Here is a 25,644-nt window from a genome sequence, read left to right on the forward strand (position 1 = left end):
AAGTCTCTAGTCGTTATACATAACAACCCCTAGCTCATACCAAGGATATCTTTTAGAAGGAGTTTATTTGTCGATTAGCTCTTATCATTGAGCTTAAGTAAGGGTTGATTTTTTAAGATGGGACGCTTAGCAATATCCTTGTACTTTGATTTGATTTGATTTGATTTGATTTGATTGGTATAGTCAAACTACTTTATTATCCACACATTACTCCAAAAAACTCAAAATAATTCATAGAGTTAGCTATATAAGTTTTATGATGATTTGACTATAGTCTCTGCAAAGAAATCAGTTTACTGACCAGCATCATCAATAAAGCTAAAGCATTAAAAAAAGCATCCGAAGATGCTTTTTATGTTCTAACTCAAGTTCACAACTTAGTGATACCAGCCAAATAACTTAAAGAAGTATGGAACATAAGCAATGATCAGCATCGCTGGGAACAACACGATCAAAGGCAAAATCCAACGTTCATAACGATAATAGAAAGACAAATGACGCACTTCCTCATCGGCCTCATTCACCTCGGCATCACCAATGGATTGTCTTGCTAAAAGATGATTAAGGGCCACAGGTGGTGTCACATAACCCAACTCAAAGCCAATCAAGGTGATCATCCAAAAATGGACAGGATGAATACCATATTGATAGGCCACAGGTGCAACCGTCGCAGAAATCAAGATCACGGCGCCAAACGGATCCATAATCATCCCAACAAAGACCATCAACCCCAAAATCAGAGTAATGACCAAGAACGTACTGCTAATATCAGTTGGGAAGAAACTCATTACCTCCGTACGTTCAAGCAATCCGCCCACGCTCACCGACAGTGCCATTAAAATGACCAAAGCACCAATGTGTCCAACGGTTTCACTGGTCGAGATATGCATCGATTTCCAAAAACCGACTTGGCGTAACACGTCCATGGAACTAGATTGAACCACCCCATGATTCACCACTTGTCCATCATCTGCGGCATTACCATGTAGCCCTTCACGGTATTCTGCATGGGCAACTTGAGCCCCAGCCAATGCAGGTTCACCACCCGAGTTATAATTTGCGCTGAGTGTCTCATCCCAATGCCCCACAGCAGGCAAAGGCGCAGGCTGATGACGTAATTTATCAAACAACACGATCATCAATAAAATCACAGGCATCATCACGGGTGCAGTAAATTCATTTAGGTCAGTGTCTAATAAGAATTTATAGAACATCCACGTGAGGACAAAAATCACGATATAAGGCACAACTGCTAAGAAAGCACGCCCTGATTTCGGTGCGGCCAAACTCGGTGCCGCGATGCGGAATTTACTCTCTGCAAAGAAGAGTGAAACCACTAAAAACAGTGTTGAGGTCAGTAAGAACGTGTAAACACCATATTGATAAAGTAAGTCCGTCGTGACTTCTTTGTTTAAGGATGCCACCACCACAATCAATAAGCATGGACGCAAAACTACACCCAGCGAACCCGACATTGCCGTTGCAGCCAAAGCAAACTGACGACGTCCACCTGCATTCCAGACTTCTTTATAAATAATCGCCCCTGCTGCAATCACAAAGATCCCTGATGCACCCGTATATGCGGTCGGTAAAGCCGCAGCGATTAAAATCAACCAAGTTAAAGTTTCAGGAGCCAAATTCCATGGACGCAAAATATTTAAGAACAGATCCACGACACGGGTTTGTTTCAACAACATACCCGCCCAAATAAATAGGGCTAAATTCAGGAAAATACTGGAGAATTCAACCAACTGTCCCAAGTAAATCCCTTGCCCCATGGGGTAGTCCATGAAGAAGATAAATGCCACACCTGTAATCACCGCCATGTAGGCATACAGAGGCACACTCAGGAAAGCAAAGCCTAGACGCCCGCCAGCTTTGGCCTCTTTCGGTGGGCTAAACAGCTGCCACACACTTATCAAGGTAAGTACCGAAAACAGAATCATCCACAGCCAATAAATCAGCTGGGTTTCGCCATTCATCGGTACACCCGAGTCTTTGACTGAGTTAAATTGGCTAATGCTTGAGTAGGTTAATAAACCATTACCCAGTGTCATCAGTAGGCTATAAACTCGATAATCCAGCTTGGTTGCAGGGCCACGCAAACCAATATGATGGATTTTTAAAGTGGCGCTAATCGCAGCTAAAACCACCATAAAAATTAACAGAATGGCGCGATTTTCTGTTCCGAATTTAAAAATACCGAAAAAGGTGGTTTCAAAATTACGATAGGCACGAATACTTGGGTGTGCATCCATATGTTGCATGGCTTTATCATAAAACTGATACTTTTCTTCACACTGCTGTACACCTGCCAAAATGGACGCACGCACATCCGCTTCCGAAGCAGTACCAAAGAAGTCGGCGAACTCATCTGCGGCGTTGGCTTGCATTTGGGTTTTGACCAAAGCATCCACATTAGGCTGACGATTACACTCTGGTTTGGCAGGCTCTGCCCTTAAAAAAGAGTACTGCATACCCGTGGTTGGATCACCATATAAGCGCTCACCCATACGTAGTAATTGGCCATGAATCATTTCACCTGTACCAATTAACAGCGTAAGTAACAGTAAAATCAGAATGACAAAAGTAGAAATCCACTCGGTCCATATATACTTCAGCAGATCGAATCCTGATCTGTGCTGTCCATGATTCTGCATGTTGTTTCCTATTTTTATTACCGTTGTATCCAGCGTAATACACCGTAGAACCTGTCGTTTTAGTCGGCTCGAGCTTATCCTTTCTCTCTGCCTTTAGATTTTTGTTTTGTTTATCTTTGCATCAAATTTATATTTTTGAATATGACAATCTAGATTTTCTTTTTAGAATTTAGGTCAATCCTCTATTCATCAAATAGATTTACCCCGATTAAATACAAAGCTACAATCACAATTCCCCAGATCACGCCCAACAAATGTGCTTCGACCAAAACTGGACTCCCGATCAGTTCAGCCGTAGCACTCTCACCAAAGGTGTTTTCCCAAATCAATTTGCCTAAAATAAGAAACAACACCAAACTCGCAAACATCCGTTCCTTACGGTATAGCAAATGGACAATGGCTATGGCAGTGAATATTCCATGCAGCACACCAGACAGCCCTGCATAAGCTTCAATATCCGCTAGAAAATAATAAAAACTGAGACTAATCAGCGGCGGTAAAATCAGCAATAACGCCACAAAATGCCAGACACGGGCCCGTGGAAAAATAAAAGGCAAACATATAAAAGCCAGCATATTGAGTGCAAAATGAATCCATCCCACATGCACCCAGTGCGCTGTCCACAAGCGCCAAATTTCAGGAAAAATATCCACTCGCCAATAAATAAATTGATCTTTAAAAATCTGTAGGCATGCCGAGATCGACACGACAAAAGCAATCAAAATGATTTTTCGATTCAGAAATTGATCATGCATCACATGTCCTTATCGCGTTGCTCATTTATTTATTGTTGTTTTTTCTGCGCTGCGGCTCAGTTTAAAATTGGTTAACTTTCACTAAACAACTCATCTAGCTCAGAGCGGTCTTCTTTTTCATCCCAGAAATGCGCCATACCACCATCCCCAGTTCGTGTCCCGGTGTGTTCAGTCCAATAACGATCTGAAATCCCCTGAACTATACTCGAGGCCATACTATCAATCAGTTTAAATTGTGGATTGCTCTGTTTTTCATCGCTATAGGAAGACGCATAACTTTTTAATGCATCACGAATCTTGGCATCGTCCCCACTGGCTTGAGCTGCTATAGCATACATTGCATGAGATAAGCGAACCCCTTTTTGCTCCCCAATTTGCATCGATTGTTTCAAGGTCTGATATGGATCAGGTTTGCCTTCACCCGCACCTGGCAATAAGGTCCAAATCACCGCACGCGTTGCATTCGGCGCACCCCAAAACTTTTCATTGTCTAGACACACCATCCCACGTTCAACAATAGCCGCAATGTCTTTAGGAACATTGACTGCACTACCTGAGTTAATATCATTGGTCATGGCTTGTAACCCACTCAACATCCCCAGCATATATACAGTTTGATCCAAATCGCTGTTCATTTTTGGACAGCCTTCGCCCAATGGTTTCTTATATTTCTTTTCCCAGCGGTTTTGAAAAAGTTGATAACCAGTATATTGCCGTTGTGCTGCAGTCGCCGCCCAACGCTTTTGTTCAATTCGAGCATCCTGTGCTTCAGAGAGATTGCCTGCTTTCGAGGCACGCAAATAACGTAACTCAGCCTCAAGTGCCTGATTCTCCGCACAAATACCTGATGCTGAATAAAGCAGAACTGCCACACGCGTTGGATCTGCCCCCATGTCTTTGGTCGACATAATCGCAGGAGTCAAAGCATTGCCTGAGTTACACACCATCTCAGCGTCTTCCATGGCTAAAATAGGCGGTACGATATGTTTTTCACTAAACCCAAGCGCAACATTGGCACCTGTTTTAACCACTTGTGAACAACCCGAAAATAATAAACTTGTAAGCGCTACAACAGCCACACCTTGGCCTATTTTTTGGACTTGCGACATTTTCCTGTCCTCTATTTGTATAATTGTATGTGTCCATGCTGACAAACATAGCAGAAGCATTTTTCGAAGAAAAGAGTATTTACTCTAAATGAGACCACTACTCTGCCATGAAATAAAAAGCGGAAAATTGACTAAAATGACGCCTCAACTTTTTTTTAGGCAAAAAAAAAGTAGCATAGCGACGGTTCAGCACATGCTACTTATCAACTGGGAAGCCTAGCTAGGCTTTGTTTGGTGTAAATCGTTCCTTCAGCACAGTTCCTAATCGTCCTATAACAATCGCTAACACAATTGCTACCACTAGAAACATCCAAGTTGGGATCATCATAAGATTATCCTTGTTTGCTGTTGGTGATTTGAATGTACATTTTAAGATCAAAAAACTGTAGGAAAGTTGTCTGACAATCCCAAAAAGCACATCAGTTTCTTCAGATATGTCAGACAATAGAAAATGAAATATGATTATATTTATTATTTTTCAATAGCTTAGGTGAGTATTGCAAATTAAAATTGTCCAACAATTATTGCATTTTAGTGAGTGTTTTTAGGGCTTTCCATTGCGTGATGGGTAACTGATCACACCAAACCAACATCGGTTTTGCTCTAAAGTGTTGAAAATAAATCACAATATAAGCACGATGATCCACAATATGGCTGATTTGCACTCGTTGCACATTAGTTTGTTTCTGAAGTGACAAAGACCAATCACGGCCATCTAAATGCTGAAGCTGAAAATGTTGCGGCCCACGTAGAAAAAACAAATACAGCACAAAGCCTGCAACCAAAGCGATCAGCCACAGTCCAAAAGGAAGTAGCTGATACAAGACCAGCATCAGAACGGCATAAATCGACAACTGAAACACATAAGCCAAACGGCTGGGTTTAAGTTGAAAATGACGATGTTCCATTGCACTTATCCGTGTACATAATGCTTTAATTTTTGAATCAAGGTTTTCATCTCAGGGTGCGGTGGTTCAGACACTTCCATAAACCAATCCAGCAAATCTGGATCTTCTTGTTCAACCAAGGCCGCAAACATGGCCTTTTCCGCAGGATCTGCCTGAAGATAATAATTTTTCACATAAGGGTCAAAGTACACATCAATTTCTTTTAAACCACGACGTGCTCGGTAGATTACTTTACGTTCTTCCAAGCTCATTTCTTCAGTCATTACATTCCCCAAATTAATTGAAACGGCTTAGTTTAACCGATCACACCGCCCTCGCCACTAGTTAAATGTCGCAATTTTAACAACTGGCAAAACTCATCAAAAAATCAAATAGATTTGAGCATTCAGTCCATTGTCGCATGTCCTGCTTTTCACTAATCTTCTAGCAAAATAACAACATCAGGATGAGCTTCCATGCAATCAGGCGCAATTCGCCCGTTAACTAATATGCTGCCGCGTAATTTATTTAATGCTGAACATGAGGCATTTCGAGAAACTGTGCGAAAGTTTTATGCCAAAGAAGTTGTTCCGAATATTGAAAAATATGAACAACAACAACATGTTGATCGTGAGCTATGGAATAAAGCAGGTGCCATGGGGCTACTGTGTGCCACCATGCCTGAAGCTTATGGTGGCTCAGGTGTAGACCGTTTGTACAGTATGATTTTGATTGAGGAGCAAGCCTATGCCATGGATTCCTCAACTGGGTTTTCACTACACTCGGACATTGTCGCGAACTATATCAATAACTTTGGCAATGAAGCACAAAAACACTATTGGTTAACGCGAATGGCTTCGGGTGAAACCGTCACCGCCATTGCCATGACTGAACCTGGTACAGGCTCAGACTTGCAAGCGGTACGAACAACGGCTGTTTTAGACGGTGATGACTACATTATCAATGGCTCCAAAATCTTCATTACCAACGGCTACCTCTGCGATATGGCGATTGTGGTTTGTAAGACCGGCAATAACGAAAAAGGTTCAGCCAATCTCTCATTAATCATCGTTGAAGCTGATCGTACGGGGTTCAGTAAAGGCAAACCCCTCAATAAAATTGGCATGAAAGGACAAGACACCTGCGAATTGTTTTTTGATCATGTGCGTGTGCCTAAAGAAAACTTGCTTGGTATGGAAGGTATGGGCTTTATGATGCTGATGAAAGAACTGGCTTGGGAGCGCATGTTGGTGGCCATTATCTGCCAAGCGGGGGCAGAAGCAGCACTGGCACATACCGTTCAGTACACCAAAGAACGTAAAGCTTTTGGAAAAACAGTTTCAAGCTTTCAAAATACTCGTTTTAAACTGGCAGAGTTACGTACAGAAATCGATTTTTGCCGTGCTTACCTCGACCGTTGTATGCAATTGCAACTGGAAGAGAGTCTCGGCATTGATGCCGCAGCAGCAGCCAAATATAAAATTTCCGAGATGTTTTCTAAAGTTGTCGATGAATGTCTACAACTGCATGGCGGCTATGGTTATATGCTGGAATATCCGATTGCACGAGCTTATCTAGATAATCGTGCCAATCGCATTTATGCCGGAACCAATGAAATTATGAAAGAGCTCATTTCCCGTTCACTCTAAGATCAAAATGCCCCTCTTTCGATGGGCTTTTACTTTTAACAATGTGTTTGATGAAACTCCGCAATCAAAGCAACCACCAACTCAGGTTGCTCTTTATGTGGCATATGATGTAAACCTTCTAAAATGTGCAGTTCAGCCTGCCCTGACACCCCTTCAAAAATCTGCTGAGGTTGTGCCGTACTACAGTATTCATCCAGTTCAACATGAATAACCAACGTTGGACAAAGCACACCATCAATCACACTGGCCAAATTCCAATCTTGGAAAATGGGTGATAGCCATGTTTCAATCCATGCATCAAGTACCCATTGCGCCTTTTCAGAGTGATATTTCTCTAAAAGTTCCATTTGTCCCACTTGTTGAAAGCTAACTTTTGCTTCACTTATCCCCTTCAGTGTCAGTGCTTCAACCGCATACTGTGCCGAGATTGAAATTAATCCTTGGCAACGCACTTGATAAGCCGAAGCAATCGCAACAGACATCCCCCCACCCACGCTATGCCCTAGAATGACAAAATTCTGGATCGAAAAATAATCCAAACAGCTTTAAAGGCGTGTTCTGCTTTAGTGATGACAAAACTATGTGCCAAGGGCTGTGTACTCGCATCAGACAAACCAAAACCCAATCGATCATAGGCATAGACCACGCGTGCAGTCGCTTGTGCCAGTCGGGCAGGAAAATCCCGCCACAAAGCCACACAACCTAATGAATGGTGCATTAGAATAATCGGGGCTAAAGTATGATATGTTGCATCAGTGTGCCATTTTTTGGCATGAATCATATTTGATACAAATGGGACTTGGTAACTTTGTTCTAAGATATTCAAAATATTCCCTATTCTTTATCTTTTAAGTTTTTAAAATCATCCAAAAGTCCTACAGTTTAAGAAACTAAAAACAGAACACCCTAAAGTCATTTCCATAAAAAAAGGAGCGTTATGCTCCTTTTAAATCAACTACTCAACCTAAGACACCAATTTAGGCTTCTGGTTCAATGCTGCATCACGTTTAGCAAATTTCAGTACACCATCCTCAAAAGAAGCGCTTTTCAATGTCTTCCGATCCGCAAGATAATTATTGCTGACTTTCCATGGTGCATGTCTACCCTGTTTTGGCATTACATTAGCAGCACGGGCAATATAACCCGAGCTTAAACTGCCCATAACCGTATCTTCCATCAGCTCTGTCGCATCCCCTTGCGGGATCACTTCAGCCCACTGCTTTTGATCCATATAGTTGAGTAAGCGGCAAATATATTCAGCTGCAATATCCACTTTTAAGGTCCATGACGCATTAATATAGCCAATAATCATCGCCATATTCGGTACATCACTGACCATCACGCCCTGATACAGCATATGTTTAGAGGTATCTAAAGGTTTGCCATCAATCGTTGCTTGTATACCTCCCAAGATTTGAATTTCTAGACCAGTGGCTGAGACGATGATATCGGCCTCTAAATGCATGCCAGACTTTAATTGAAGGCCCGTTTCAGTAAAGCGTTCAATCTGATCTGTTTCAACACTGGCTTGGCCTGAACGAAGAATTTTAAATAAATCACCGTCTGGCACTACACATAATCGTTGATCCCAAGGATTATATTCTGGGGTGAAGTGTTTCATATCCACTTTACCTTTGAGCTGCATCTTAATCGACTGGAGCAGCAGTCGGCGGAGTAATTTCGGTTGCTTCTGCGCGAACGCATAAATTCCGCGTTGCATTCCAATATTACGTGCACGAGTCAATTTATAAGCTACATCTTGAGGTAATACTTTACGCATTTTGTCATACACAAAATCGATTGATGGCACCGAAGCAATATAAGTTGGAGAGCGTTGTAGCATAGTGACATGTGCCGCCCCACCTTTGGCCATCGCAGGCACCAGTGTAATCGCTGTCGCACCACTTCCAATAATGACGACTTTTTTACCTGTATAATCTAATTTTTCAGGCCAAAACTGTGGATTTACAAACTCGCCTTTAAATACTTCTTTATTTGGAAAATCAGGTTGGTAGCCTTGGTCGTAGTTATAATAGCCGGTACAGCCAAACACAAAATTTGCAATCCAGTTTTGTTTTTTGCCTTTTGCATTCTCAATCACGATCTGCCACTTTTTCTCAGTAGAATCATAATTAGCGCTGAGTACGCGATGCTTAAAATGAATTTTTTCTTTGAGTTTCTGTTCATCAATGACTTCCGCCAAATAGCCCTTAATCGAAAAACCATCTGCCAAAACGCTGGCTTGTTGCCACGGTTTAAAATTAAAACCAAAGGTCGACATATCTGAATCAGAACGAATACCTGGGTATTTAAACAAATCCCATGTTCCACCAAAGCTGTCACGACGTTCAATAATTTCAAACGAACGTTGTGGGCAATGCTTGGTTAAATGTGCCGCAAGGCCAATGCCTGAAATACCAGCACCTACAATGAGCAGATCGACGTGCTTATCCATATTGTTTTTATCCTGTCTTATATTCTGTTCTTATTAAACCATAAAACTGACAATACACAATGTCAAGTTTAAGTAGATCTGTCGTAAAATATGTCACTAAAGGCCAAAATGCATAGATTGTCGAACAAAAACCCATAAAAAAAGACCAGTGAAACACTGGTCTTTTTCTAAGAACAACTGAATAGCTCTACGAAATTATTTAACTTCGCGATCTACTAGTTCAACGTAAGCCATCGGCGCAGCATCACCTGCACGGAAGCCCGCTTTAAGAACACGTAGATAACCGCCGTTACGTTCTTTGTAACGAGGGCCAAGAACGGTAAATAATTTACCAACAGTTGCTGCTGAACGAGTACGAGCAAACGCTAAGCGACGGTTTGCAACAGTATCGTTTTTAGCTAAAGTGATTAAAGGCTCAGCTACACGACGTAACTCTTTTGCTTTAGGCACAGTTGTTTTGATCAACTCGTGCTCAAACAAAGAGTTAGCCATGTTTTGAAACATCGCTTTACGATGGCTGCTTGTACGGCCTAATTTCACACCACTATTACGATGACGCATGGTGATAGTCCTACTTAATTAACGGCTACGATAGGCGAAACGATCGTCCATACGGAGACTAGCTGGTGGCCAGTTCTCTAAACGCATGCCGAGTTGTAAGCCTTTTGAAGCCAGAACATCTTTGATCTCAGTAAGCGATTTTTTACCAAGGTTAGGAGTTTTGAGTAACTCAACCTCAGTGCGCTGTACAAGATCACCAATGTAGTAAATATTTTCTGCTTTCAAACAGTTAGCAGAACGAACAGTAAGCTCTAGATCATCTACTGGACGAAGCAAAATTGGATCAACTTCTTCACGAGGTTCTTGAGCAACAGGAGCTTGATCTTTCTGAAGGTCAACAAAAATTGCAATTTGTTGTTGCAAGATTGTTGCCGCTTTGCGGATTGCTTCTTCTGGATCAACTGTACCGTTGGTCTCAAGATCAATGACCAATTTATCAAGGTCTGTACGTTGTTCTACACGAGCGTTTTCCACTGTGTAAGACACACGTTTGATTGGGCTATAAGAAGCATCTAACTGTAAGCGACCTACAGGGCGAGTTTCGCCTTCTGGGAAACGCGAGTCAGAAGTTTCATAACCACGACCTTGAGAAACTTTCAAGCGCATTTTTAATGAGCCTGAAGCACTTAAAGTACCGATCAAATGTTCAGGGTTAACCACTTCAACATTATGAGGTAAACGAAGGTCAGCAGCAGTTACATCGCCAGGACCTTGTTTCTCTAATGTCAAATAAGCTTCATTTTGATCGAACAGCTTAATAGACAATCCTTTTAGGTTCAGCAAGAGCTCGACGATGTCCTGCTGCAAGCCTTCCAAAGTACTGTACTCGTGCTCGACACCTTCAATCTCAACTTCAACCACAGCAGCGCCAGGTAAAGAAGAAAGAAGGATGCGACGTAAAGCATTGCCCAGAGTATGACCAAAGCCACGCTCTAAGGGTTCTAGAATAACTTTTGCCGAGGTCCCGCTAACCGCTTCGACCTTGATCGCTTGCGGAGTTAGAAACTCATTTGCAGTACGCGTCATATTGCTACCTCAAGGATTATTTAGAATACAATTCTACAATCAAGCTTTCGTTGATTTCAGCAGGTAAATCTGAACGATCTGGTGCAGCTTTAAACGTACCTTCCAACTTAGAATGGTCGATTTCCATCCAAGAAGGAATACCACGTTGTGCAGCTAATTCAACTGCGTTTTTGATACGCAATTGTTGTTTAGCACCTTCATGCACAGCAATTACATCACCAGCTTTAACTTGGATAGACGCGATGTTAACACGACGGCCATTCAAAGTGATCGAGCGGTGAGATACAAGCTGACGAGCTTCTGCACGTGTAGAACCAAAACCCATGCGATAAACGACGTTATCAAGACGGCTTTCAAGCAGTTTCAACAAGTTTTCACCAGTTGCGCCTTTCACACGAGCAGCTTCTTTATAGTAATTACTAAATTGACGCTCTAAAACACCGTACATACGACGTACTTTTTGTTTTTCACGTAATTGTAGTGAGTACTCAGATTGTTTGCCACCACGCGCTCCGCCATGTTGGCCAGGAGCTTTAGCAGCTTTTTTAGTTTTGACGTCAAATGGTTTAACGCCAGATTTTAATTGCAGGTCTGTCCCTTCGCGGCGAGAGAGTTTGCATTTTGGACCAATATAACGAGCCATGAATGTTTCTCCTTACACGCGACGTTTTTTAGGTGGACGGCAACCGTTGTGCGGGATTGGCGTCACATCGGTAATGCTGTTAATTTTATAACCCACTGCACCTAAAGCACGAACCGCAGATTCACGACCAGGACCAGGACCTTTTACAAGGACGTCCAAGTTTTTCAAACCGTAGTCTAAAGCAGCTTTACCAGCAACTTCAGCAGCTACCTGAGCAGCAAACGGAGTTGATTTACGTGATCCACGGAAGCCTTGTCCACCAGAGGTAGCCCAAGCCAGTGCATTACCTTGACGATCGGTAATAGTCACAATGGTGTTATTAAAAGAAGCGTGAATGTGTGCAACACCTTCAGAGACGGTACGAGTGACCTTCTTGCGTGTGCGAGTATCTTTAGCCATCTTTTAGCTTCCAGAAATCTTATTTCTTAATAGGTTTGCGCGGACCTTTACGGGTACGTGCGTTAGTTTTGGTGCGTTGTCCACGGACAGGCAAGCTGCGACGATGACGAAGACCGCGGTAGCAGCCTAAATCCATTAAACGTTTAATGTTCATGGAAATTTCGCGACGTAAATCACCTTCGGTCGGAACCTTAGCAACTTCTGCACGAATCGCATCAAGCTGAGCGTCATCTAATTCACGGATCTTTGTAGTCGGCGCGATACCAACAGCAGCCAAGATATTCTTAGCAGTGTGGCGACCTACACCAAAGATGTACGTTAGAGAGATAACAGCATGCTTGTTATCCGGAATGTTTACACCGGCAATACGAGCCATTCAATTTTCTCCAAAAAGGCAGTTAAGACAATCAACCGCCCCACAAAAATCTTGAGGGGCGGATAATAACCTAATTAGCCTACTGAAATCAACAGGTCTTGATCAGATTAACCTTGACGCTGCTTATGACGAGGTTCTGCGCTACAAATTACGCGAATAACCCCATTACGACGGATAACTTTACAGCTACCACAAATTTTCTTTACAGAAGCTTGTACTTTCATGATGAAACCTCAAGTGCGCTTATCCCTTAGGATGAGCAGTCGTTTTTCTCATTAACGTTTGATTATCATATTGATGCGAGGTGAGATGTGCTTGCAGCTGAGCCATAAAGTCCATCACTACCACCACAACAATAAGCAAAGATGTTCCACCTAAAGAGAATGGAATACCAAATGAGCTTTGTAAAATCATCGGCATTAAACAAATGATGGTGATATAAATCGCGCCAATAAATGTCAAACGGTTAAGAATATGATCTAAGTAACGAGCAGTTTGCTCACCTGGACGAATACCAGGTACATAAGCCCCGCTGCGTTTCAAGTTTTCCGATACTTCTTTCGGGCTAAATACAAGCGCTGTATAAAAGTAACAGAAAAAGATAATTAACGCACCAAAGAGCACCAAATACAACGGCTGACCAGGCGAAAGCACCAATGCCAAATCTTGCAAACTACGTTTGATAATACCCGCATTCGGATCTGCACTACCCACCCATTGCCCTAAACTCGCAGGGAACAAAAGCAATGAACTTGCGAAAATCGCTGGGATCACACCGGCCATATTAATTTTTAATGGCAAATGCGACTGTTGTGCAGTAAATACACGACGTCCTTGTTGTTTTTGAGCATAGTTTACTGGAATACGACGTTGCGCCTTCTCAATAAATACAATTGCAGCTAATACAGCCAGAGACAACACGCCAAAAATAACCAAGCCGATTAGACTGGTTTGACCATTATCTACTGATGATATTGATTGCAGAATTAAATTCGGCAAACCTGCAACAATACCGGCGAAGATGATCATGGAAATACCATTGCCCACCCCACGTTCGGTAATTTGCTCTCCTAACCACATCAAGAACATTGTACCTGCAACCAAAGAGGTTACAGCTGGTACGTAGAAAGCCAGACCTGCAGTTAAGGTAATCCCTTGACTGATCAGACCAGCACACATCCCAATTGCCTGCACGAGTGCAAGGAACAATGTACCCTGTCGCGTATATTGATTAATCTTACGCTTGCCTTGTTCGCCTTCTTTCTTTAAAGCTTCCAACGAAGGAATAACTGTAGACATTAACTGCACGATAATCGATGCAGAAATGTACGGCATAATCCCAAGAGCAAGAATGGACATACGCTCTAATGCACCACCAGAAAACATGTTAAACAAACCAAGGATCGTACCTTGGTTTGCATTAAAAAGATTTTCAAGTGCGGCATTATTAATGCCTGGTACTGGAATATGTGCTCCTAGTCGAAAAACCAATAATGCACCGATGAGAAACATCATGCGGCGAATAATTTCACGGTATTTCACATGAAATGGCTGGCCTTTCATCATATTGACATGACCTGAAGAACTAGGAGACATAGACACTAGCGATTACTCCTCGACTTTACCGCCAGCAGCTTCAACAGCAGCTTTAGCGCCTTTAGTCACAGCAACACCTTGAACAGTGAATGCACGAGTAATTTCACCAGAAAGTACGATACGAGCACGTAACATATCTTTACGTACAACGTTTGCAGCTTTTAAAGTTTCTAGGCTAACGATGTCGCCTTCCACTTTAGTAAGCTCAGATAAACGTACTTCAGCAGTTTTTAAAGCGATTTGGCTAGTGAAACCGAATTTAGGTAAACGACGATATATCGCAGTTTGACCGCCTTCAAAGCCTGGACGAGTACCACCGCTCTTACGTGAATTCTGACCTTTGACACCACGGCCACCAGTCTTACCAACGCCAGAACCGATACCACGGCCTAAACGACGATTTTCACGTTTTGCACCTTCAGCAGGTGCAAGCTCATTTAAACGCAGAGTCATGGCTTATTCCTCTACACTAACCATATAGTAGACTTGGTTGATCATACCACGGTTAGAAGGCGTATCTTGCACTTCTACAGTATGACCAATACGACGCAGACCTAAACCTTGTAGGCTAAGCTTGTGATTTTTCAAGCGATGCGCAGAAGATTTAGTCTGGGTAACTTTAATCGTTTTCATGATTGATTACCCTTGAATTTGTTCTACTGTAAGACCACGTTTCGCAGCAACCTTCTCAGGAGAAGTCATATCACGCAGACCGTTAAAAGTCGCGTTTACTACGTTTGCAGCGTTAGTAGAACCATAACATTTTGTTAATACGTTACGTACGCCTACAGCTTCTAGAACTGCACGCATAGCACCACCAGCGATTACACCAGTACCTTCAGAAGCAGGCTGCATGTAAACACGGCTTGCACCGTGACGCGCGTTAATAGGGTGCTGTACAGTACCGTTAACAAGGTCAACAGTAATCATGTTACGACGAGCAGCTTCAAGTGCTTTAGAAATAGCAGCTGGAACTTCACGTGCTTTACCACGACCAAAACCTACACGACCATTACCATCACCAACCACAGTCAATGCTGTGAAAGAGAAGATACGACCACCCTTAACAACTTTGGCTACACGATCAACGGCAACCAGCTTTTCAACAAGACCTTCGTTTTGTTCAACTTTAGCCATGATTAGAACTCCAAGCCGTTTTCACGAGCAGCATCAGCCAAGGCTTTGATACGACCATGATATTTGAAACCAGAACGGTCAAATGCAACTTTAGTAATACCAGCTGCTTTAGCGCGTTCTGCGATTAAAGCACCTACTTTAGTAGCTGCTTCAACGTTACCAGTTGTACCAGCACGTAAAGTAGCATCTAAAGTTGAAGCTTGCGCTAAAACTTTGCCACCATCTGCTGAAATAACTTGAGCGTAGATGTGACGCGGAGTGCGGTTTACACACAAACGAGTCGCACCCAACGCACGGATGTGCAAGCGTGTGCTTTTCGCACGACGCAAACGGGATTGTTTCTTTTCGTTCATAAGAACCTCGCGCCTTATTTCTTCTTAGCTTCTTTACGAAGTACAACTTCGTCAGAATAACGAACACCTTTACCTTTATAAGGCTCTGGTGGACGGTAACCACGGATATCTGCAGCAACCTGACCTAAACGTGCTTTATCAGCAGATTTAAGAACAATTTCAGTTGCTGTAGGAGTTTCAGCAGTTACACCTTCAGGAAGCGTATAGTCGATAGGGTGAGAAAAACCAAGGTTAAGGTTAACAATGTTACCTTTAACCGCAGCTTTATAACCAACACCGATAAGTTGTAACTTACGTTCAAAGCCTTCGCTCACACCTTTTACAAGGTTGTTAAGCACAGCGCGAGCAGTACCAGCTTGCATCCAAGCGTCTTTCGACTCAGCTTTTGGAGCAATCGCTAAAATACCGTCTTCCTGTTTAAGCTCGACCAGCGCATGCAGGGTGAAAGACAAAGTACCTTTGCTACCTTTCACTTCGACCTGCCGGCCGTTCTGAGTAACTGTTACACCGTTAGGTACAGTTACTGGGGCTTTAGCCACACGAGACATGAGGAATCACCTATTAAGAAACAAAAGCAATAACTTCACCACCGATACCTGCAGCACGTGCAGCGCGATCAGTCATGATGCCTTTGCTTGTAGAAACAATTGCAATACCTAAACCTTGCTTAACGCTCGGAAGTGCATCTTTACCACGATACTGACGTAGACCTGGACGGCTTACGCGTTTCACAGTTTCGATAACTGGTTTGCCTTCGAAATACTTTAAAGTCAAAGTAAGAGTTGCTTTGCCTTCAGCATCTGCAACTTCTACGTTTGAAATATAACCTTCTTGTTGAAGAACGTTTGCAATAGCAACCTTCAACTTAGAGTTAGGCATAGAAACGGTTTGTTTCTTTGCCATTTGCGCGTTACGAACACGAGTTAACATGTCGGCAACGGTATCTTGCATACTCATCTATAACGCTCCTTACCAGCTTGCCTTAACAACGCCCGGTACATCACCTTGCATTACTGTATCGCGTAATTTGTTACGGCTTAAACCGAACTTACGGAAGTAACCATGAGGACGACCAGTTAAACCACAACGGTTACGTAAACGTACTGGAGACGCATTACGTGGTAATGCTTGGAATTTCATCATCGCTTCGAAACGCTCTTCGTCGCTAGCATTTACGTTTGCAATAACAGCTTTTAATTCAGCACGTTTTGCAGCGTATTTAGCAACAGTAGCTTCGCGTTTCAATTCGCGATTAATCATACTTTTCTTAGCCATATCGACCTCTTATTTGAACGGGAAGCCGAATGCACGCATAAGCGCACGGCCTTCGTCATCGGTGCGAGCAGTCGTAGTGATGGTAATATCCATACCACGAATACGATCAATCTTATCAAAATCGATTTCAGGGAACATGATTTGTTCCTTAAGACCCATTGAGTAGTTACCACGACCGTCAAATGATTTCGCAGAGAAACCACGGAAGTCACGGATACGAGGGATCGCAATCGAGATTAGACGGTCTAAGAATTCGTACATACGTTCGCCGCGTAAAGTAACTTTACAACCAATCGGCCAACCATCACGGATTTTGAAACCAGCGATTGATTTGCGAGCTAACGTAAGAACTGGTTTTTGACCAGCGATAGCTTGCATATCAGCAAGAGCACCATCAAGGAGTTTTTTGTCAGCAGCAGCTGCGCCAACACCCATGTTGATCGTGATTTTAGTAATGCGAGGAATATCCATCACATTTTTAACGGCTAAAGTCTCTTGTAATTGAGCCTTAAGTTCGTCGTTGTAACGCGTTTTAAGTCTGGCCATTGCCTTTTCAACCTATTACTTCGCTACCGCCACTGATTCACCATTTGACTTGTAAACGCGAGTTTTCACGCCTTCAGTCACTTGGTAACCAACACGGTCAGCCTTTTGGGTTGTAGCATTAAAAATTGCCACGTTAGAGATATGAAGCGAAGCTTCTTGTGTAACTACAGCGCCTTCAGCACCTGTTGCACGGTTCGGCTTTTGATGCTTCTTAACCAAGTTAAGGCCTTCAACCATAACACGGTCATTTGAAACAGACAGAACAGTACCCTGTTTGCCTTTTTCTTTACCTGCGATCACAATAACTTGATCGCCTTTTTTAATCTTAGCCATGATTGCCTCTTATAGAACTTCAGGAGCCAGTGAAATAATTTTCATGAACTGTTCAGTACGAAGTTCACGAGTCACTGGTCCGAAAATACGAGTTGCAATCGGCGCTTTGTTGTTGTTCAAAATAACAGCAGCGTTATCGTCGAAACGAATCACTGAACCGTCTGGACGACGGATACCGAATTTTGTACGAACTACAACAGCATTCATCACGTCACCTTTTTTAACACGTGCGCGTGGAATAGCTTCTTTTACAGTAACTTTAATAATGTCGCCAACAGAAGCATAACGACGGTGTGAACCACCAAGTACTTTAATACATTGTACGCGGCGAGCACCACTATTGTCTGCTACGTCTAGCATACTTTCGGTTTGAATCATTGCCCTACTCCAAAACCGAGCATCACCGGTCACAATTTCGAAAGGCTCAAAGAGTACTCGAAATTAACCGATGATGCAACAGATACGTCTAATTACTCAGCAGCAGCCTCAACAACTTCAACTAGAGTCCAAGACTTAGTTTTAGAAATTGGGCGGCTTTCTTTGATAGTCACAACGTCGCCAGTTTTAGCTGTGTTGTTCTCATCGTGAGCATGTAATTTAGTTGAACGGCGGATTGATTTGCCATACAACGGGTGTTGAACGCGGCGTTCGATAAGTACAACAATAGACTTGTCCATTTTGTCGCTTACTACTTTGCCGGTTAACGTGCGAACTGTTTGTTCACTCATTGTCCGTTCCCCTGTTTTTCGGTAAGGAGTGTCTTAATACGAGCAATTGTTTTACGAGTAAGCGCAACTTCGTGCGATTTACCCAATTGACCAGTTGCTTTTGCCATACGAAGACGGAATTGGTTAAGCTGTTGCTCATCAAGCAAAGCTGTCAACTCTTCTACCGACTTTTCACGTAGATCTTTAGTTTTCATTACATTACCGTCCGAGTCACGATAGTGGTTTTAAACGGAAGTTTAGCAGCTGCAAGCGTAAACGCTTCGCGAGCCAATTCTTCGTTAACACCATCAATTTCGTACAAGACTTTACCTGGTTTGATTTGACAAACCCAATATTCCACAGAACCTTTACCTTTACCCATACGCACTTCAAGAGGCTTAGAAGTAATTGGCTTGTCTGGGAAAACACGGATAAAGATCTTACCACCACGTTTAATACGACGGCTGATTGTACGACGCGCTGCTTCAATTTGACGAGCAGTCATTTGACCACGCTCAACAGATTTAAGTGCGATTGTACCAAAAGATACCGAGCTACCGCGGTGAGCTAGACCAGTGTTACGGCCTTTCTGCACTTTACGGAATTTAGTACGTTTAGGTTGTAACATGGATTATTCTCCTTTTTCAGCAGAACGATCATTGCGACGACCACGACGCTCTTGACCTTCACCACGACCACGACCGCGTTTAGCTGGACGTTCTTCAGCTGGAGCCGGGTTCATGACTTGTTTCATGCCACCCAAGATCTCACCACGGAAGATCCAAACTTTAACACCAATCGTACCGTAAGTCGTTTCAGCACGCATAGTTGAATAATCGATGTCTGCACGAAGTGTATGCAAAGGTACGCGACCTTCACGATACCACTCAGTACGTGCAATCTCAGCACCACCTAAACGGCCTGATACTTCAACTTTGATACCTTTAGCACCAGCACGCATTGTGTTTTGAACCGCACGCTTCATAGCACGACGGAACATTACACGTTTTTCTAATTGAGAAGCGATAGCTTCAGCAACTAAACGAGCGTCTAAGTCTGGGCGATCGATTTCATTGATGCTTACTTGCGCTGGAATACCCATAATTTGAGTAAGTTCACGCTGTAATTTCTCAATGTCTTCGCCTTTTTTACCGATAACGATACCAGGACGTGCAGTGCTAATCGTTACTTTAGCAGCGCCCGTAGGACGTTCGATAAGAATATTGCTGATCATTGCATTCTTAAGTTTTTTAGTTAAAAACTCACGAACTTGAAGATCTTTAAGCAAGTATTCAGCGTATTGTTTCGGACTCGCATACCAGTTGGCGTTATGACGTTTTACAACACCAAGGCGGATACCGATTGGATGAACCTTCTGACCCATATCAAACCCCTACCTTAACGGTAATGTGACAAGTACGCTTAGTAATACGATCTGCACGGCCTTTAGCACGTGGCATAATACGCTTAAGGCTAGTGCCTTCATCAACGTAAATCGTAGTAACCTTAAGGTCGTCTACATCTAAACTGTTATTGTGTTCAGCGTTTGCAATTGCAGATTCCAATGCTTTTTTAACCAAAACTGCAGCTTTTTTGTTGCTGAAGTTAAGAATATTAAGCGCGTGAGCAACAGATTTGCCACGGATTAGGTCTGCAACCAAACGAGTTTTTTGTGCCGAGATAGCGGCACCGCGTAATTTAGCAGTAACTTCCATCATAGCACCTTAACGTTTAGATTTCTTGTCAACACCGTGACCACGATAGGTACGAGTTGGCGCGAATTCACCAAGCTTGTGACCAACCATATGTTCAGATACGATCACTGGAACATGGTTACGGCCATTATGTACAGAAATTGTTAAACCAACAAAATCTGGGAGGATCATCGAACGACGCGACCAAGTTTTGATCGGCTTACGGTTATTAGCCGCGATAGCCGCTTCAACCTTAGCGAACAAGTGCGCATCGACGAATGGGCCTTTTTTCAGAGAACGAGGCATTGTCAGATTCCTTTACTTGTTACTTAACGCGACGGTCGCGAATAATCATCTTAGTCGTACGCTTATTGGTACGTGTCTTGTACCCTTTAGCTTTTTGACCCCATGGGCTTACAGGTTGAATACCTTTGCTACGACCTTCACCACCACCGTGCGGGTGATCTACTGGGTTCATCGCCATACCACGAACGGTAGGACGAACGCCACGCCAGCGTGCTGCACCTGCTTTACCAAGTGAACGAAGGTTGCTTTCTTGGTTAGAAACTTCACCAAGAACTGCACGGCACTCAACGTGAATTTTACGCATTTCACCAGAACGTAAACGAACGATAGCGTAAGAACCGTCACGACCCAACAATTGAACCGAAGTACCAGCAGAACGCGCTAATTGAGCACCTTTACCGATTTTAAGTTCGATGTTGTGAAGAGTAGAACCGATAGGCATGTTGCGAAGCGGTAAACAGTTGCCTGGACGAATTGGAGCATCGTTACCAGATTGAACTTTATCGCCAGCACGAAGGCCTTTAGGCGCGATGATGTAGCGACGCTCACCATCAGCATACAATACTAGTGCAATGTGTGCTGTACGGTTAGGATCGTATTCAATACGCTCTACAGTTGCAGGAATACCATCTTTGTTACGTTTAAAGTCAACTAGACGGTAGTGCTGCTTGTGACCGCCACCAACGTGACGAGTCGTGATGTGACCGTTGTTATTACGACCACCAGTACGTTTTTTAGCTTCAACCAACGGAGCATAAGGCGCACCTTTGTGAAGATGGTCGTGAACGACTTTCTCTACAAAGCGACGTCCAGGAGACGTTGGCTTACATTTTTGAATCGGCATAAATTTCGTCCTTATTCCGCTGCGCTTTCAGCGGTATCGCCCAAGTCAGCCATTTCAACATCTTGGCCAGCTTTCAGGGTGACGTATGCTTTTTTAACATCAGAACGACGTCCTAATGTTTTACCAAAGCGTTTAGTCTTACCTTTAGTGATCGTTGTGTTAACTTTAACAACTTGAACACCAAACAATTGCTCAACAGCTTTTTTGATTTCAAGCTTGTTTGCATCAAGTGCAACTTTGAAAACTTGAACACCAGCAGTTTCGCCTAAAACTTGTGCTTTTTCTGAGAATACAGGTCCTTGTAGGACTTGATAGATACGTTCGTTGTTCATCCGAGTTCTACCTCAATTTTCTTAGCAGCAGCTACAGACATAACAACTTTATCGAACGCAATCAAGCTAACAGGATCGATAGCAGCAGCATCAACCACATCAACGTGTGGAATGTTGCGGGCTGCAAGGTATAGATTCTCATCTACAGATTCTGTAACGATCAATGCACGAGTAGCATTCAAGTCGTTAAGTTTTGCAAGCAACTCTTTAGTTTTTGGAGCAGCAACAGCAAACTCTTCAACCAATACAAGACGATCTTGGCGAACAAGTTCAGCTAAGATACATTGCATTGCACCGCGATACATTTTGCGGTTAACTTTTTGAGACCAATCTTGTGGGCGAGCAGCAAAAGTTTTACCACCACCTACCCAGATTGGGCTACGAATAGAACCAGCACGAGCGCGACCAGTACCTTTTTGACGGAATGGCTTTTTGCCACCGCCAGAAACGTCTGCACGTGATTTCTGAGCTTTTGAACCTTGACGGCCACCAGCTAAATAAGCTGTAACAACCTGATGTACAAGAGCTTCATTGAATTCACGACCGAACGCAACTTCTGATAATTCAACAGCAGAGCCGGAAACAGTATTTAAATTCACGTTATTTCCCCTCAGGCCTTGATCGTAGGACGAACAGTTACGTCACCACCAGTAGCACCAGGAATTGCACCCTTCACTACTAAAACTGAACGTTCTGTGTCGATAGATACAATTTCTAGACCCTGTACAGTTACGCGTTCAGCACCTAAATGGCCAGCCATTTTTTTGCCTTTGAACACGCGACCAGGAGTCTGGTTTTGACCTGTAGAACCTAGAACACGGTGAGAAACTGAGTTACCGTGAGTCGCATCTTGCGTACGGAAGTTCCAACGCTTAACACCACCTTGGAAACCTTTACCTTTCGACTGACCAGTTACGTCAACTACTTGACCAACTGTGAACATGTCTACACCGATAGTTCCACCAACTTCACGACCTTCAAGATCAGCTTCTGTTGCACGGAATTCTTGAACTAGACGACCAGCAGCAACACCCGCTTTTGCGAAGTGACCTTTCTGAGCGTTAGTTACGCGAGATTCGCGACGTTCACCAGTAGTGATTTGAATCGCTTGATAACCATCAGTTTCAAGCGTTTTGATTTGAGTGATGCGGTTAGGATCAACCTCAATCACTGTAACAGGCACAGAAACACCAGCATCTGTAAAGATACGTGTCATACCGCACTTGCGACCGACTAAACCAATAGCCATGTGCATAAACCTCTAAAAAAGCGGCCTAATTAACTTAGAGCGTTAATTAACCCGAAAGCCTTAACCCAATGCGATCTGAACATCAACACCAGCTGCAAGATCTAACTTCATCAATGCATCTACAGTTTTGTCTGTAGGTTGAACGATGTCGATCAAACGTTTATAAGTGCGGATCTCGTATTGGTCACGCGCATCTTTGTTAACGTGTGGTGATGTTAAAACGTTAAAACGTTCAATGCGTGTAGGCATTGGAATTGGACCACAAACTTGTGCGCCTGTACGTTTTGCTGTTTCTACGATTTCTTGAGCTGATTGATCAATTAAACGGTGATCAAAAGACTTCAAACGGATACGAATTCTCTGGTTAGACATACCAGTAAACTCCAAGCCAAATATATAAAGAATCACTCCTGACGCATCTCACCCCACTAAAAGGTAAGTGTCAAGAGCAGTGAAATATCACTAAGGTCATGATCGATGCCATGACTGTCACGATGTTAACTACTTTATTCGCAGTTAACCCCCTTTCATCAAAGGGTCGCTCATTATAGCCATTGTTTAATGCATAAGCAAATCCATTTTTGGTTTTTTACAATATATTCAATTTGTTTGAATTATCAGTAGCTTAAAAAATCACCAATAGACTGTTTGCCGCAACACATAATCAATTGCACTATTAAGGATTTGATTTCCCTCAATAAAATTTAATTTTGGCGATTTTTTCAATTCGGTTTCAGTTGCCACGTATTGACCCGAAAACTTATTCAGTTCGTCATCATTTTCTAAAAAGAGTGCCAAGGTTTCTGGCACGATCTCTGGGTGAAATTGAAAACCCAATACATTCTTTCCAATTTGGTACATTTGATTGCGACAGACTGTATTTTCAGCCAAATGTACAGCACCTTTTGGAATTTCAAAAGTCTCACTATGCCATTGCATCACATTAAACTGTTCAGGTAACTCAAAGCATCCTGTTGGGACGTGCTGGATTTTGCGTACTGTCGCCCAACCCAACTCCTGTTGTTCATTGCGACTGACCGCGGCACCGAGAGCATTCGCAATCAATTGCCCTCCCAAGCATAAGCCAATCGCGGGTTTTCCTGCGGCCAAGTAACGCCTTAACCAACGCTTCTCAATCTTTAACCATGGAAAATTCGCTTCATCATTCACACTCATGGTCCCACCCATAATGATGAGTAAGTCGACATCCTCAATGCTCGGTAAAGCTTCTATCTCTAAGGCTTGATCTATAGGTAAAGCAAAAAACTCTGTTGCACTAATCACTGCACCTTGTTGTTTTAAATATGTATAGCAACTGCCGAACCCTTCACCAGCAATATGCTGAAAATAATGTACTTTTAAATGCGACGTCATGCGCTTATGCCTTCTTTTTACTATCCTTGCAGATGATTTAGCAAAATTGAAGCCAACTTTTTATTTTGTTTACCTTTATTCACATTTGTTCAATTTTCTCGCCTATTTAGAAACTTTCTCTTAAGCTAAAAACAATTTATCGCTTTATGATGAGTCGATTCGTGAAAAAAAACCCGCAAACCGCATTAGTTCATGCACCAAGACAAGCACCTCAGTACATCTCAACAGTCCAACCTCCCCTGTATCGTGCATCGACGATTATTTTTAAAGATACAGATGCACTGTTTAATCGCCATTGGACCGATGAGTATGACTATAGTTATGGCACCCATGGCACCCCCACCACATTTACGTTAGGCGATAACATTGCACAAATTGAGGGTGGAACCTACTGCTTATTGGCACCAAGTGGTTTATCTGCCATCAACCTAGTGAACTCATGTTTTTTAAGTCATGGTGATGAAGTTTGGGTAGCGGATAATATCTACGGGCCAAACATGGAGCATCTTCGTAATCTAGAAAAACGCTATGGCATTGATGTTCGTGTTTATAACCCTATTGATGTGTCGTCTTTCCAACCGACAGAAAAAGCAAAACTGATTTGGCTAGAAGCCGCAGGCTCGGTCACACTGGAGTTTCCAGATTTGGTCGGACTGGTGAAAAAGGCACAAACACATCATGTGCTCACTGTTCTAGACAATACGTGGGGCGCAGGCCTTGCCTTTAATGCTTTTGATTTTAGTGATGCGCACTTAAGTGTAGATGTGACGGTACATGCTTTAACCAAGTACCCAAGTGGCGGTGGAGACATTTTAATGGGCTCAGTCGTGACACGCGAGCGAGCTTTACATCATCAACTCTTTCGCACGCATGCCATTCAAGGCATTAGCGTCTCTGGGGATGATGTTGCTCAAGTCCAACGTAGTCTAGCATCAATGCGCATTCGTTATGCCGCACAGTCTGAAAGTGCGCTACAACTCCTGGCATGGCTAGAACAACAACCTGAATTTGTGCAGGTCTTACACCCTGCCAATCCGAATGCTGCGGGTCATTCATATTGGAAAGACATTTGTGTCGATCAACACAGTGCAGGTTTGGTCAGTGTCATTTTCAAGCCTGAATTTGATCTACAGGATATTCGTCAATTTTGTGATGCCCTTTCACTCTTTAAACTCGGCTTTAGCTGGGGCGGTCCTATCAGTTTGGTGATGTTGTATGACCTCAAAGACATGCGTGCACTTGCGCATACACATTTACAACAAGGTTTATTGGTTCGCTTTTGTATAGGACTAGAACATCCTGCAGATTTAATTCAAGATATAGAAAATGCACTAAAACAACTGAATAACCATCACAAAAAAATTGAATAGGAAGAAGT

The 25,644-nt window shown here is 42.9% G+C and carries 37 protein-coding genes and 3 pseudogenes; 2 read left to right on the plus strand and 38 right to left on the minus strand.

What is annotated here, in order from left to right; all coding sequences use genetic code 11:
* Window positions 1–377: 377 nt before the first annotated feature.
* From ACG9ZB_RS12095 to ACG9ZB_RS12120, 6 genes and pseudogenes are all read right to left on the minus strand, one after another.
* A pseudogene (locus ACG9ZB_RS12095) lies at window positions 378–917 on the minus strand (TRAP transporter large permease subunit); the annotation flags it as partial.
* Window positions 918–1,057: 140 nt separating this feature from the next.
* Window positions 1,058–2,660, minus strand: a pseudogene (locus tag ACG9ZB_RS12100) (hypothetical protein); the annotation flags it as partial.
* 182 nt (window positions 2,661–2,842) lie between these two features.
* Entirely contained in the window at window positions 2,843–3,415 is a 573-nt protein-coding gene (gene rrtA, locus ACG9ZB_RS12105) for a rhombosortase (protein ID WP_419326002.1), read from the minus strand.
* 71 nt (window positions 3,416–3,486) lie between these two features.
* Complete coding sequence (locus tag ACG9ZB_RS12110; protein ID WP_419326004.1) at window positions 3,487–4,524, minus strand: hypothetical protein; 1,038 nt, start codon at window positions 4,522–4,524, stop codon at window positions 3,487–3,489.
* 521 nt (window positions 4,525–5,045) lie between these two features.
* On the minus strand, window positions 5,046–5,432 hold the full coding sequence (locus ACG9ZB_RS12115) for a protein YgfX (protein ID WP_419326005.1): 387 nt from the start codon (window positions 5,430–5,432) through the stop codon (window positions 5,046–5,048).
* A gap of 5 nt (window positions 5,433–5,437) precedes the next feature.
* On the minus strand, window positions 5,438–5,695 hold the full coding sequence (locus ACG9ZB_RS12120) for a succinate dehydrogenase assembly factor 2 (RefSeq protein ID WP_005401275.1): 258 nt from the start codon (window positions 5,693–5,695) through the stop codon (window positions 5,438–5,440).
* A gap of 192 nt (window positions 5,696–5,887) precedes the next feature.
* On the opposite strand from ACG9ZB_RS12120, the gene ACG9ZB_RS12125 reads away from it, so the two are divergent.
* On the plus strand, window positions 5,888–7,060 hold the full coding sequence (locus ACG9ZB_RS12125; RefSeq protein WP_419326008.1) for an acyl-CoA dehydrogenase family protein: 1,173 nt from the start codon (window positions 5,888–5,890) through the stop codon (window positions 7,058–7,060).
* A 35-nt stretch (window positions 7,061–7,095) separates the two neighbouring features.
* Here ACG9ZB_RS12125 and ACG9ZB_RS12130 read toward each other — a convergent pair whose 3' ends face one another.
* The 32 genes and pseudogenes from ACG9ZB_RS12130 to ACG9ZB_RS12285 form a co-directional block, all read right to left on the minus strand.
* A complete protein-coding gene (locus ACG9ZB_RS12130; RefSeq protein WP_419326009.1) occupies window positions 7,096–7,542 on the minus strand; it encodes an alpha/beta fold hydrolase in 447 nt (148 codons plus the stop codon).
* 20 nt (window positions 7,543–7,562) lie between these two features.
* Entirely contained in the window at window positions 7,563–7,886 is a 324-nt protein-coding gene (locus ACG9ZB_RS12135; protein ID WP_419326011.1) for an alpha/beta fold hydrolase, read from the minus strand.
* Between the two features lie 138 nt (window positions 7,887–8,024).
* The gene (locus ACG9ZB_RS12140) at window positions 8,025–9,515 is read right to left on the minus strand and encodes a flavin-containing monooxygenase (protein WP_419326012.1); all 1,491 of its coding nucleotides are present in this window, start codon (window positions 9,513–9,515) and stop codon (window positions 8,025–8,027) included.
* A gap of 195 nt (window positions 9,516–9,710) precedes the next feature.
* A complete protein-coding gene (gene rplQ / locus ACG9ZB_RS12145) occupies window positions 9,711–10,076 on the minus strand; it encodes a 50S ribosomal protein L17 (protein WP_004691290.1) in 366 nt (121 codons plus the stop codon).
* A gap of 18 nt (window positions 10,077–10,094) precedes the next feature.
* A complete protein-coding gene (locus ACG9ZB_RS12150) occupies window positions 10,095–11,102 on the minus strand; it encodes a DNA-directed RNA polymerase subunit alpha (RefSeq protein WP_004691292.1) in 1,008 nt (335 codons plus the stop codon).
* A gap of 16 nt (window positions 11,103–11,118) precedes the next feature.
* Entirely contained in the window at window positions 11,119–11,745 is a 627-nt protein-coding gene (gene rpsD / locus ACG9ZB_RS12155) for a 30S ribosomal protein S4 (protein ID WP_004691294.1), read from the minus strand.
* Window positions 11,746–11,757: 12 nt separating this feature from the next.
* Window positions 11,758–12,144, minus strand: coding sequence for a 30S ribosomal protein S11 (rpsK, locus tag ACG9ZB_RS12160; RefSeq protein ID WP_001040166.1), 387 nt, complete (start codon window positions 12,142–12,144; stop codon window positions 11,758–11,760).
* Window positions 12,145–12,163: 19 nt separating this feature from the next.
* Complete coding sequence (rpsM, locus tag ACG9ZB_RS12165; RefSeq protein ID WP_004691296.1) at window positions 12,164–12,520, minus strand: 30S ribosomal protein S13; 357 nt, start codon at window positions 12,518–12,520, stop codon at window positions 12,164–12,166.
* Window positions 12,521–12,627: 107 nt separating this feature from the next.
* Window positions 12,628–12,744, minus strand: a complete 117-nt coding sequence (gene rpmJ / locus ACG9ZB_RS12170; protein WP_000867907.1) for a 50S ribosomal protein L36 — start codon at window positions 12,742–12,744, stop codon at window positions 12,628–12,630.
* A gap of 19 nt (window positions 12,745–12,763) precedes the next feature.
* Entirely contained in the window at window positions 12,764–14,083 is a 1,320-nt protein-coding gene (gene secY / locus ACG9ZB_RS12175) for a preprotein translocase subunit SecY (RefSeq protein WP_171054269.1), read from the minus strand.
* A 45-nt stretch (window positions 14,084–14,128) separates the two neighbouring features.
* Entirely contained in the window at window positions 14,129–14,569 is a 441-nt protein-coding gene (gene rplO / locus ACG9ZB_RS12180) for a 50S ribosomal protein L15 (protein WP_419326013.1), read from the minus strand.
* 3 nt (window positions 14,570–14,572) lie between these two features.
* Window positions 14,573–14,749 carry a 50S ribosomal protein L30 gene (gene rpmD / locus ACG9ZB_RS12185; protein WP_004691302.1) on the minus strand — a complete coding sequence of 59 codons (177 nt, stop codon included), beginning with the start codon at window positions 14,747–14,749 and terminating at the stop codon, window positions 14,573–14,575.
* Window positions 14,750–14,755: 6 nt separating this feature from the next.
* On the minus strand, window positions 14,756–15,253 hold the full coding sequence (gene rpsE, locus ACG9ZB_RS12190) for a 30S ribosomal protein S5 (RefSeq protein WP_004691304.1): 498 nt from the start codon (window positions 15,251–15,253) through the stop codon (window positions 14,756–14,758).
* Window positions 15,254–15,255: 2 nt separating this feature from the next.
* Window positions 15,256–15,606, minus strand: a complete 351-nt coding sequence (gene rplR, locus ACG9ZB_RS12195; RefSeq protein ID WP_058870349.1) for a 50S ribosomal protein L18 — start codon at window positions 15,604–15,606, stop codon at window positions 15,256–15,258.
* A gap of 14 nt (window positions 15,607–15,620) precedes the next feature.
* Window positions 15,621–16,154, minus strand: a complete 534-nt coding sequence (rplF, locus tag ACG9ZB_RS12200; RefSeq protein ID WP_004691306.1) for a 50S ribosomal protein L6 — start codon at window positions 16,152–16,154, stop codon at window positions 15,621–15,623.
* Between the two features lie 13 nt (window positions 16,155–16,167).
* A complete protein-coding gene (rpsH, locus tag ACG9ZB_RS12205; RefSeq protein ID WP_004691308.1) occupies window positions 16,168–16,563 on the minus strand; it encodes a 30S ribosomal protein S8 in 396 nt (131 codons plus the stop codon).
* 12 nt (window positions 16,564–16,575) lie between these two features.
* A complete protein-coding gene (rpsN, locus tag ACG9ZB_RS12210; protein ID WP_004691309.1) occupies window positions 16,576–16,881 on the minus strand; it encodes a 30S ribosomal protein S14 in 306 nt (101 codons plus the stop codon).
* A gap of 9 nt (window positions 16,882–16,890) precedes the next feature.
* On the minus strand, window positions 16,891–17,427 hold the full coding sequence (gene rplE / locus ACG9ZB_RS12215) for a 50S ribosomal protein L5 (RefSeq protein ID WP_004691311.1): 537 nt from the start codon (window positions 17,425–17,427) through the stop codon (window positions 16,891–16,893).
* A gap of 15 nt (window positions 17,428–17,442) precedes the next feature.
* Window positions 17,443–17,760, minus strand: coding sequence for a 50S ribosomal protein L24 (gene rplX, locus ACG9ZB_RS12220; protein ID WP_004691313.1), 318 nt, complete (start codon window positions 17,758–17,760; stop codon window positions 17,443–17,445).
* Window positions 17,761–17,769: 9 nt separating this feature from the next.
* Window positions 17,770–18,138 (minus strand): 50S ribosomal protein L14, encoded by a 369-nt coding sequence (rplN, locus tag ACG9ZB_RS12225; RefSeq protein WP_004657680.1) that lies wholly within the window; start codon window positions 18,136–18,138, stop codon window positions 17,770–17,772.
* Between the two features lie 92 nt (window positions 18,139–18,230).
* A complete protein-coding gene (gene rpsQ / locus ACG9ZB_RS12230) occupies window positions 18,231–18,488 on the minus strand; it encodes a 30S ribosomal protein S17 (protein WP_004691314.1) in 258 nt (85 codons plus the stop codon).
* Window positions 18,485–18,682 carry a 50S ribosomal protein L29 gene (gene rpmC, locus ACG9ZB_RS12235; protein ID WP_004650482.1) on the minus strand — a complete coding sequence of 66 codons (198 nt, stop codon included), beginning with the start codon at window positions 18,680–18,682 and terminating at the stop codon, window positions 18,485–18,487. Before rpmC ends, rpsQ begins: the two co-directional genes overlap by 4 nt.
* A complete protein-coding gene (gene rplP / locus ACG9ZB_RS12240; protein WP_004691317.1) occupies window positions 18,682–19,095 on the minus strand; it encodes a 50S ribosomal protein L16 in 414 nt (137 codons plus the stop codon). The genes rpmC and rplP overlap by 1 nt, the downstream gene beginning before the upstream one ends.
* Window positions 19,035–19,851, minus strand: a pseudogene (gene rpsC, locus ACG9ZB_RS12245) (30S ribosomal protein S3). The gene rplP and the pseudogene rpsC overlap by 61 nt, the downstream one beginning before the upstream one ends.
* A gap of 1 nt (window position 19,852) precedes the next feature.
* Window positions 19,853–20,182, minus strand: coding sequence for a 50S ribosomal protein L22 (gene rplV / locus ACG9ZB_RS12250; protein ID WP_004691320.1), 330 nt, complete (start codon window positions 20,180–20,182; stop codon window positions 19,853–19,855).
* Window positions 20,183–20,191: 9 nt separating this feature from the next.
* Entirely contained in the window at window positions 20,192–20,467 is a 276-nt protein-coding gene (gene rpsS, locus ACG9ZB_RS12255; RefSeq protein ID WP_004281508.1) for a 30S ribosomal protein S19, read from the minus strand.
* A gap of 19 nt (window positions 20,468–20,486) precedes the next feature.
* On the minus strand, window positions 20,487–21,311 hold the full coding sequence (gene rplB, locus ACG9ZB_RS12260; RefSeq protein WP_004691322.1) for a 50S ribosomal protein L2: 825 nt from the start codon (window positions 21,309–21,311) through the stop codon (window positions 20,487–20,489).
* An 11-nt stretch (window positions 21,312–21,322) separates the two neighbouring features.
* A complete protein-coding gene (gene rplW, locus ACG9ZB_RS12265) occupies window positions 21,323–21,643 on the minus strand; it encodes a 50S ribosomal protein L23 (RefSeq protein ID WP_004691323.1) in 321 nt (106 codons plus the stop codon).
* Window positions 21,640–22,242 carry a 50S ribosomal protein L4 gene (gene rplD / locus ACG9ZB_RS12270; protein WP_004691326.1) on the minus strand — a complete coding sequence of 201 codons (603 nt, stop codon included), beginning with the start codon at window positions 22,240–22,242 and terminating at the stop codon, window positions 21,640–21,642. The genes rplW and rplD overlap by 4 nt, the downstream gene beginning before the upstream one ends.
* 11 nt (window positions 22,243–22,253) lie before the next feature.
* Window positions 22,254–22,892: a 50S ribosomal protein L3 gene (rplC, locus tag ACG9ZB_RS12275; RefSeq protein WP_234964885.1), complete on the minus strand. Its 639-nt coding sequence runs from the start codon at window positions 22,890–22,892 to the stop codon at window positions 22,254–22,256.
* A gap of 60 nt (window positions 22,893–22,952) precedes the next feature.
* The gene (gene rpsJ / locus ACG9ZB_RS12280; protein ID WP_000070912.1) at window positions 22,953–23,264 is read right to left on the minus strand and encodes a 30S ribosomal protein S10; all 312 of its coding nucleotides are present in this window, start codon (window positions 23,262–23,264) and stop codon (window positions 22,953–22,955) included.
* Window positions 23,265–23,525: 261 nt separating this feature from the next.
* On the minus strand, window positions 23,526–24,266 hold the full coding sequence (locus tag ACG9ZB_RS12285) for a type 1 glutamine amidotransferase (RefSeq protein ID WP_419326015.1): 741 nt from the start codon (window positions 24,264–24,266) through the stop codon (window positions 23,526–23,528).
* Between the two features lie 149 nt (window positions 24,267–24,415).
* On the opposite strand from ACG9ZB_RS12285, the gene ACG9ZB_RS12290 reads away from it, so the two are divergent.
* Window positions 24,416–25,636, plus strand: a complete 1,221-nt coding sequence (locus ACG9ZB_RS12290) for a PLP-dependent transferase (RefSeq protein ID WP_419326035.1) — start codon at window positions 24,416–24,418, stop codon at window positions 25,634–25,636.
* Window positions 25,637–25,644 lie beyond the last annotated feature (8 nt).

Source organism: Acinetobacter johnsonii (assembly GCF_048551975.1).
Lineage (GTDB): Bacteria > Pseudomonadota > Gammaproteobacteria > Pseudomonadales > Moraxellaceae > Acinetobacter > Acinetobacter johnsonii_A.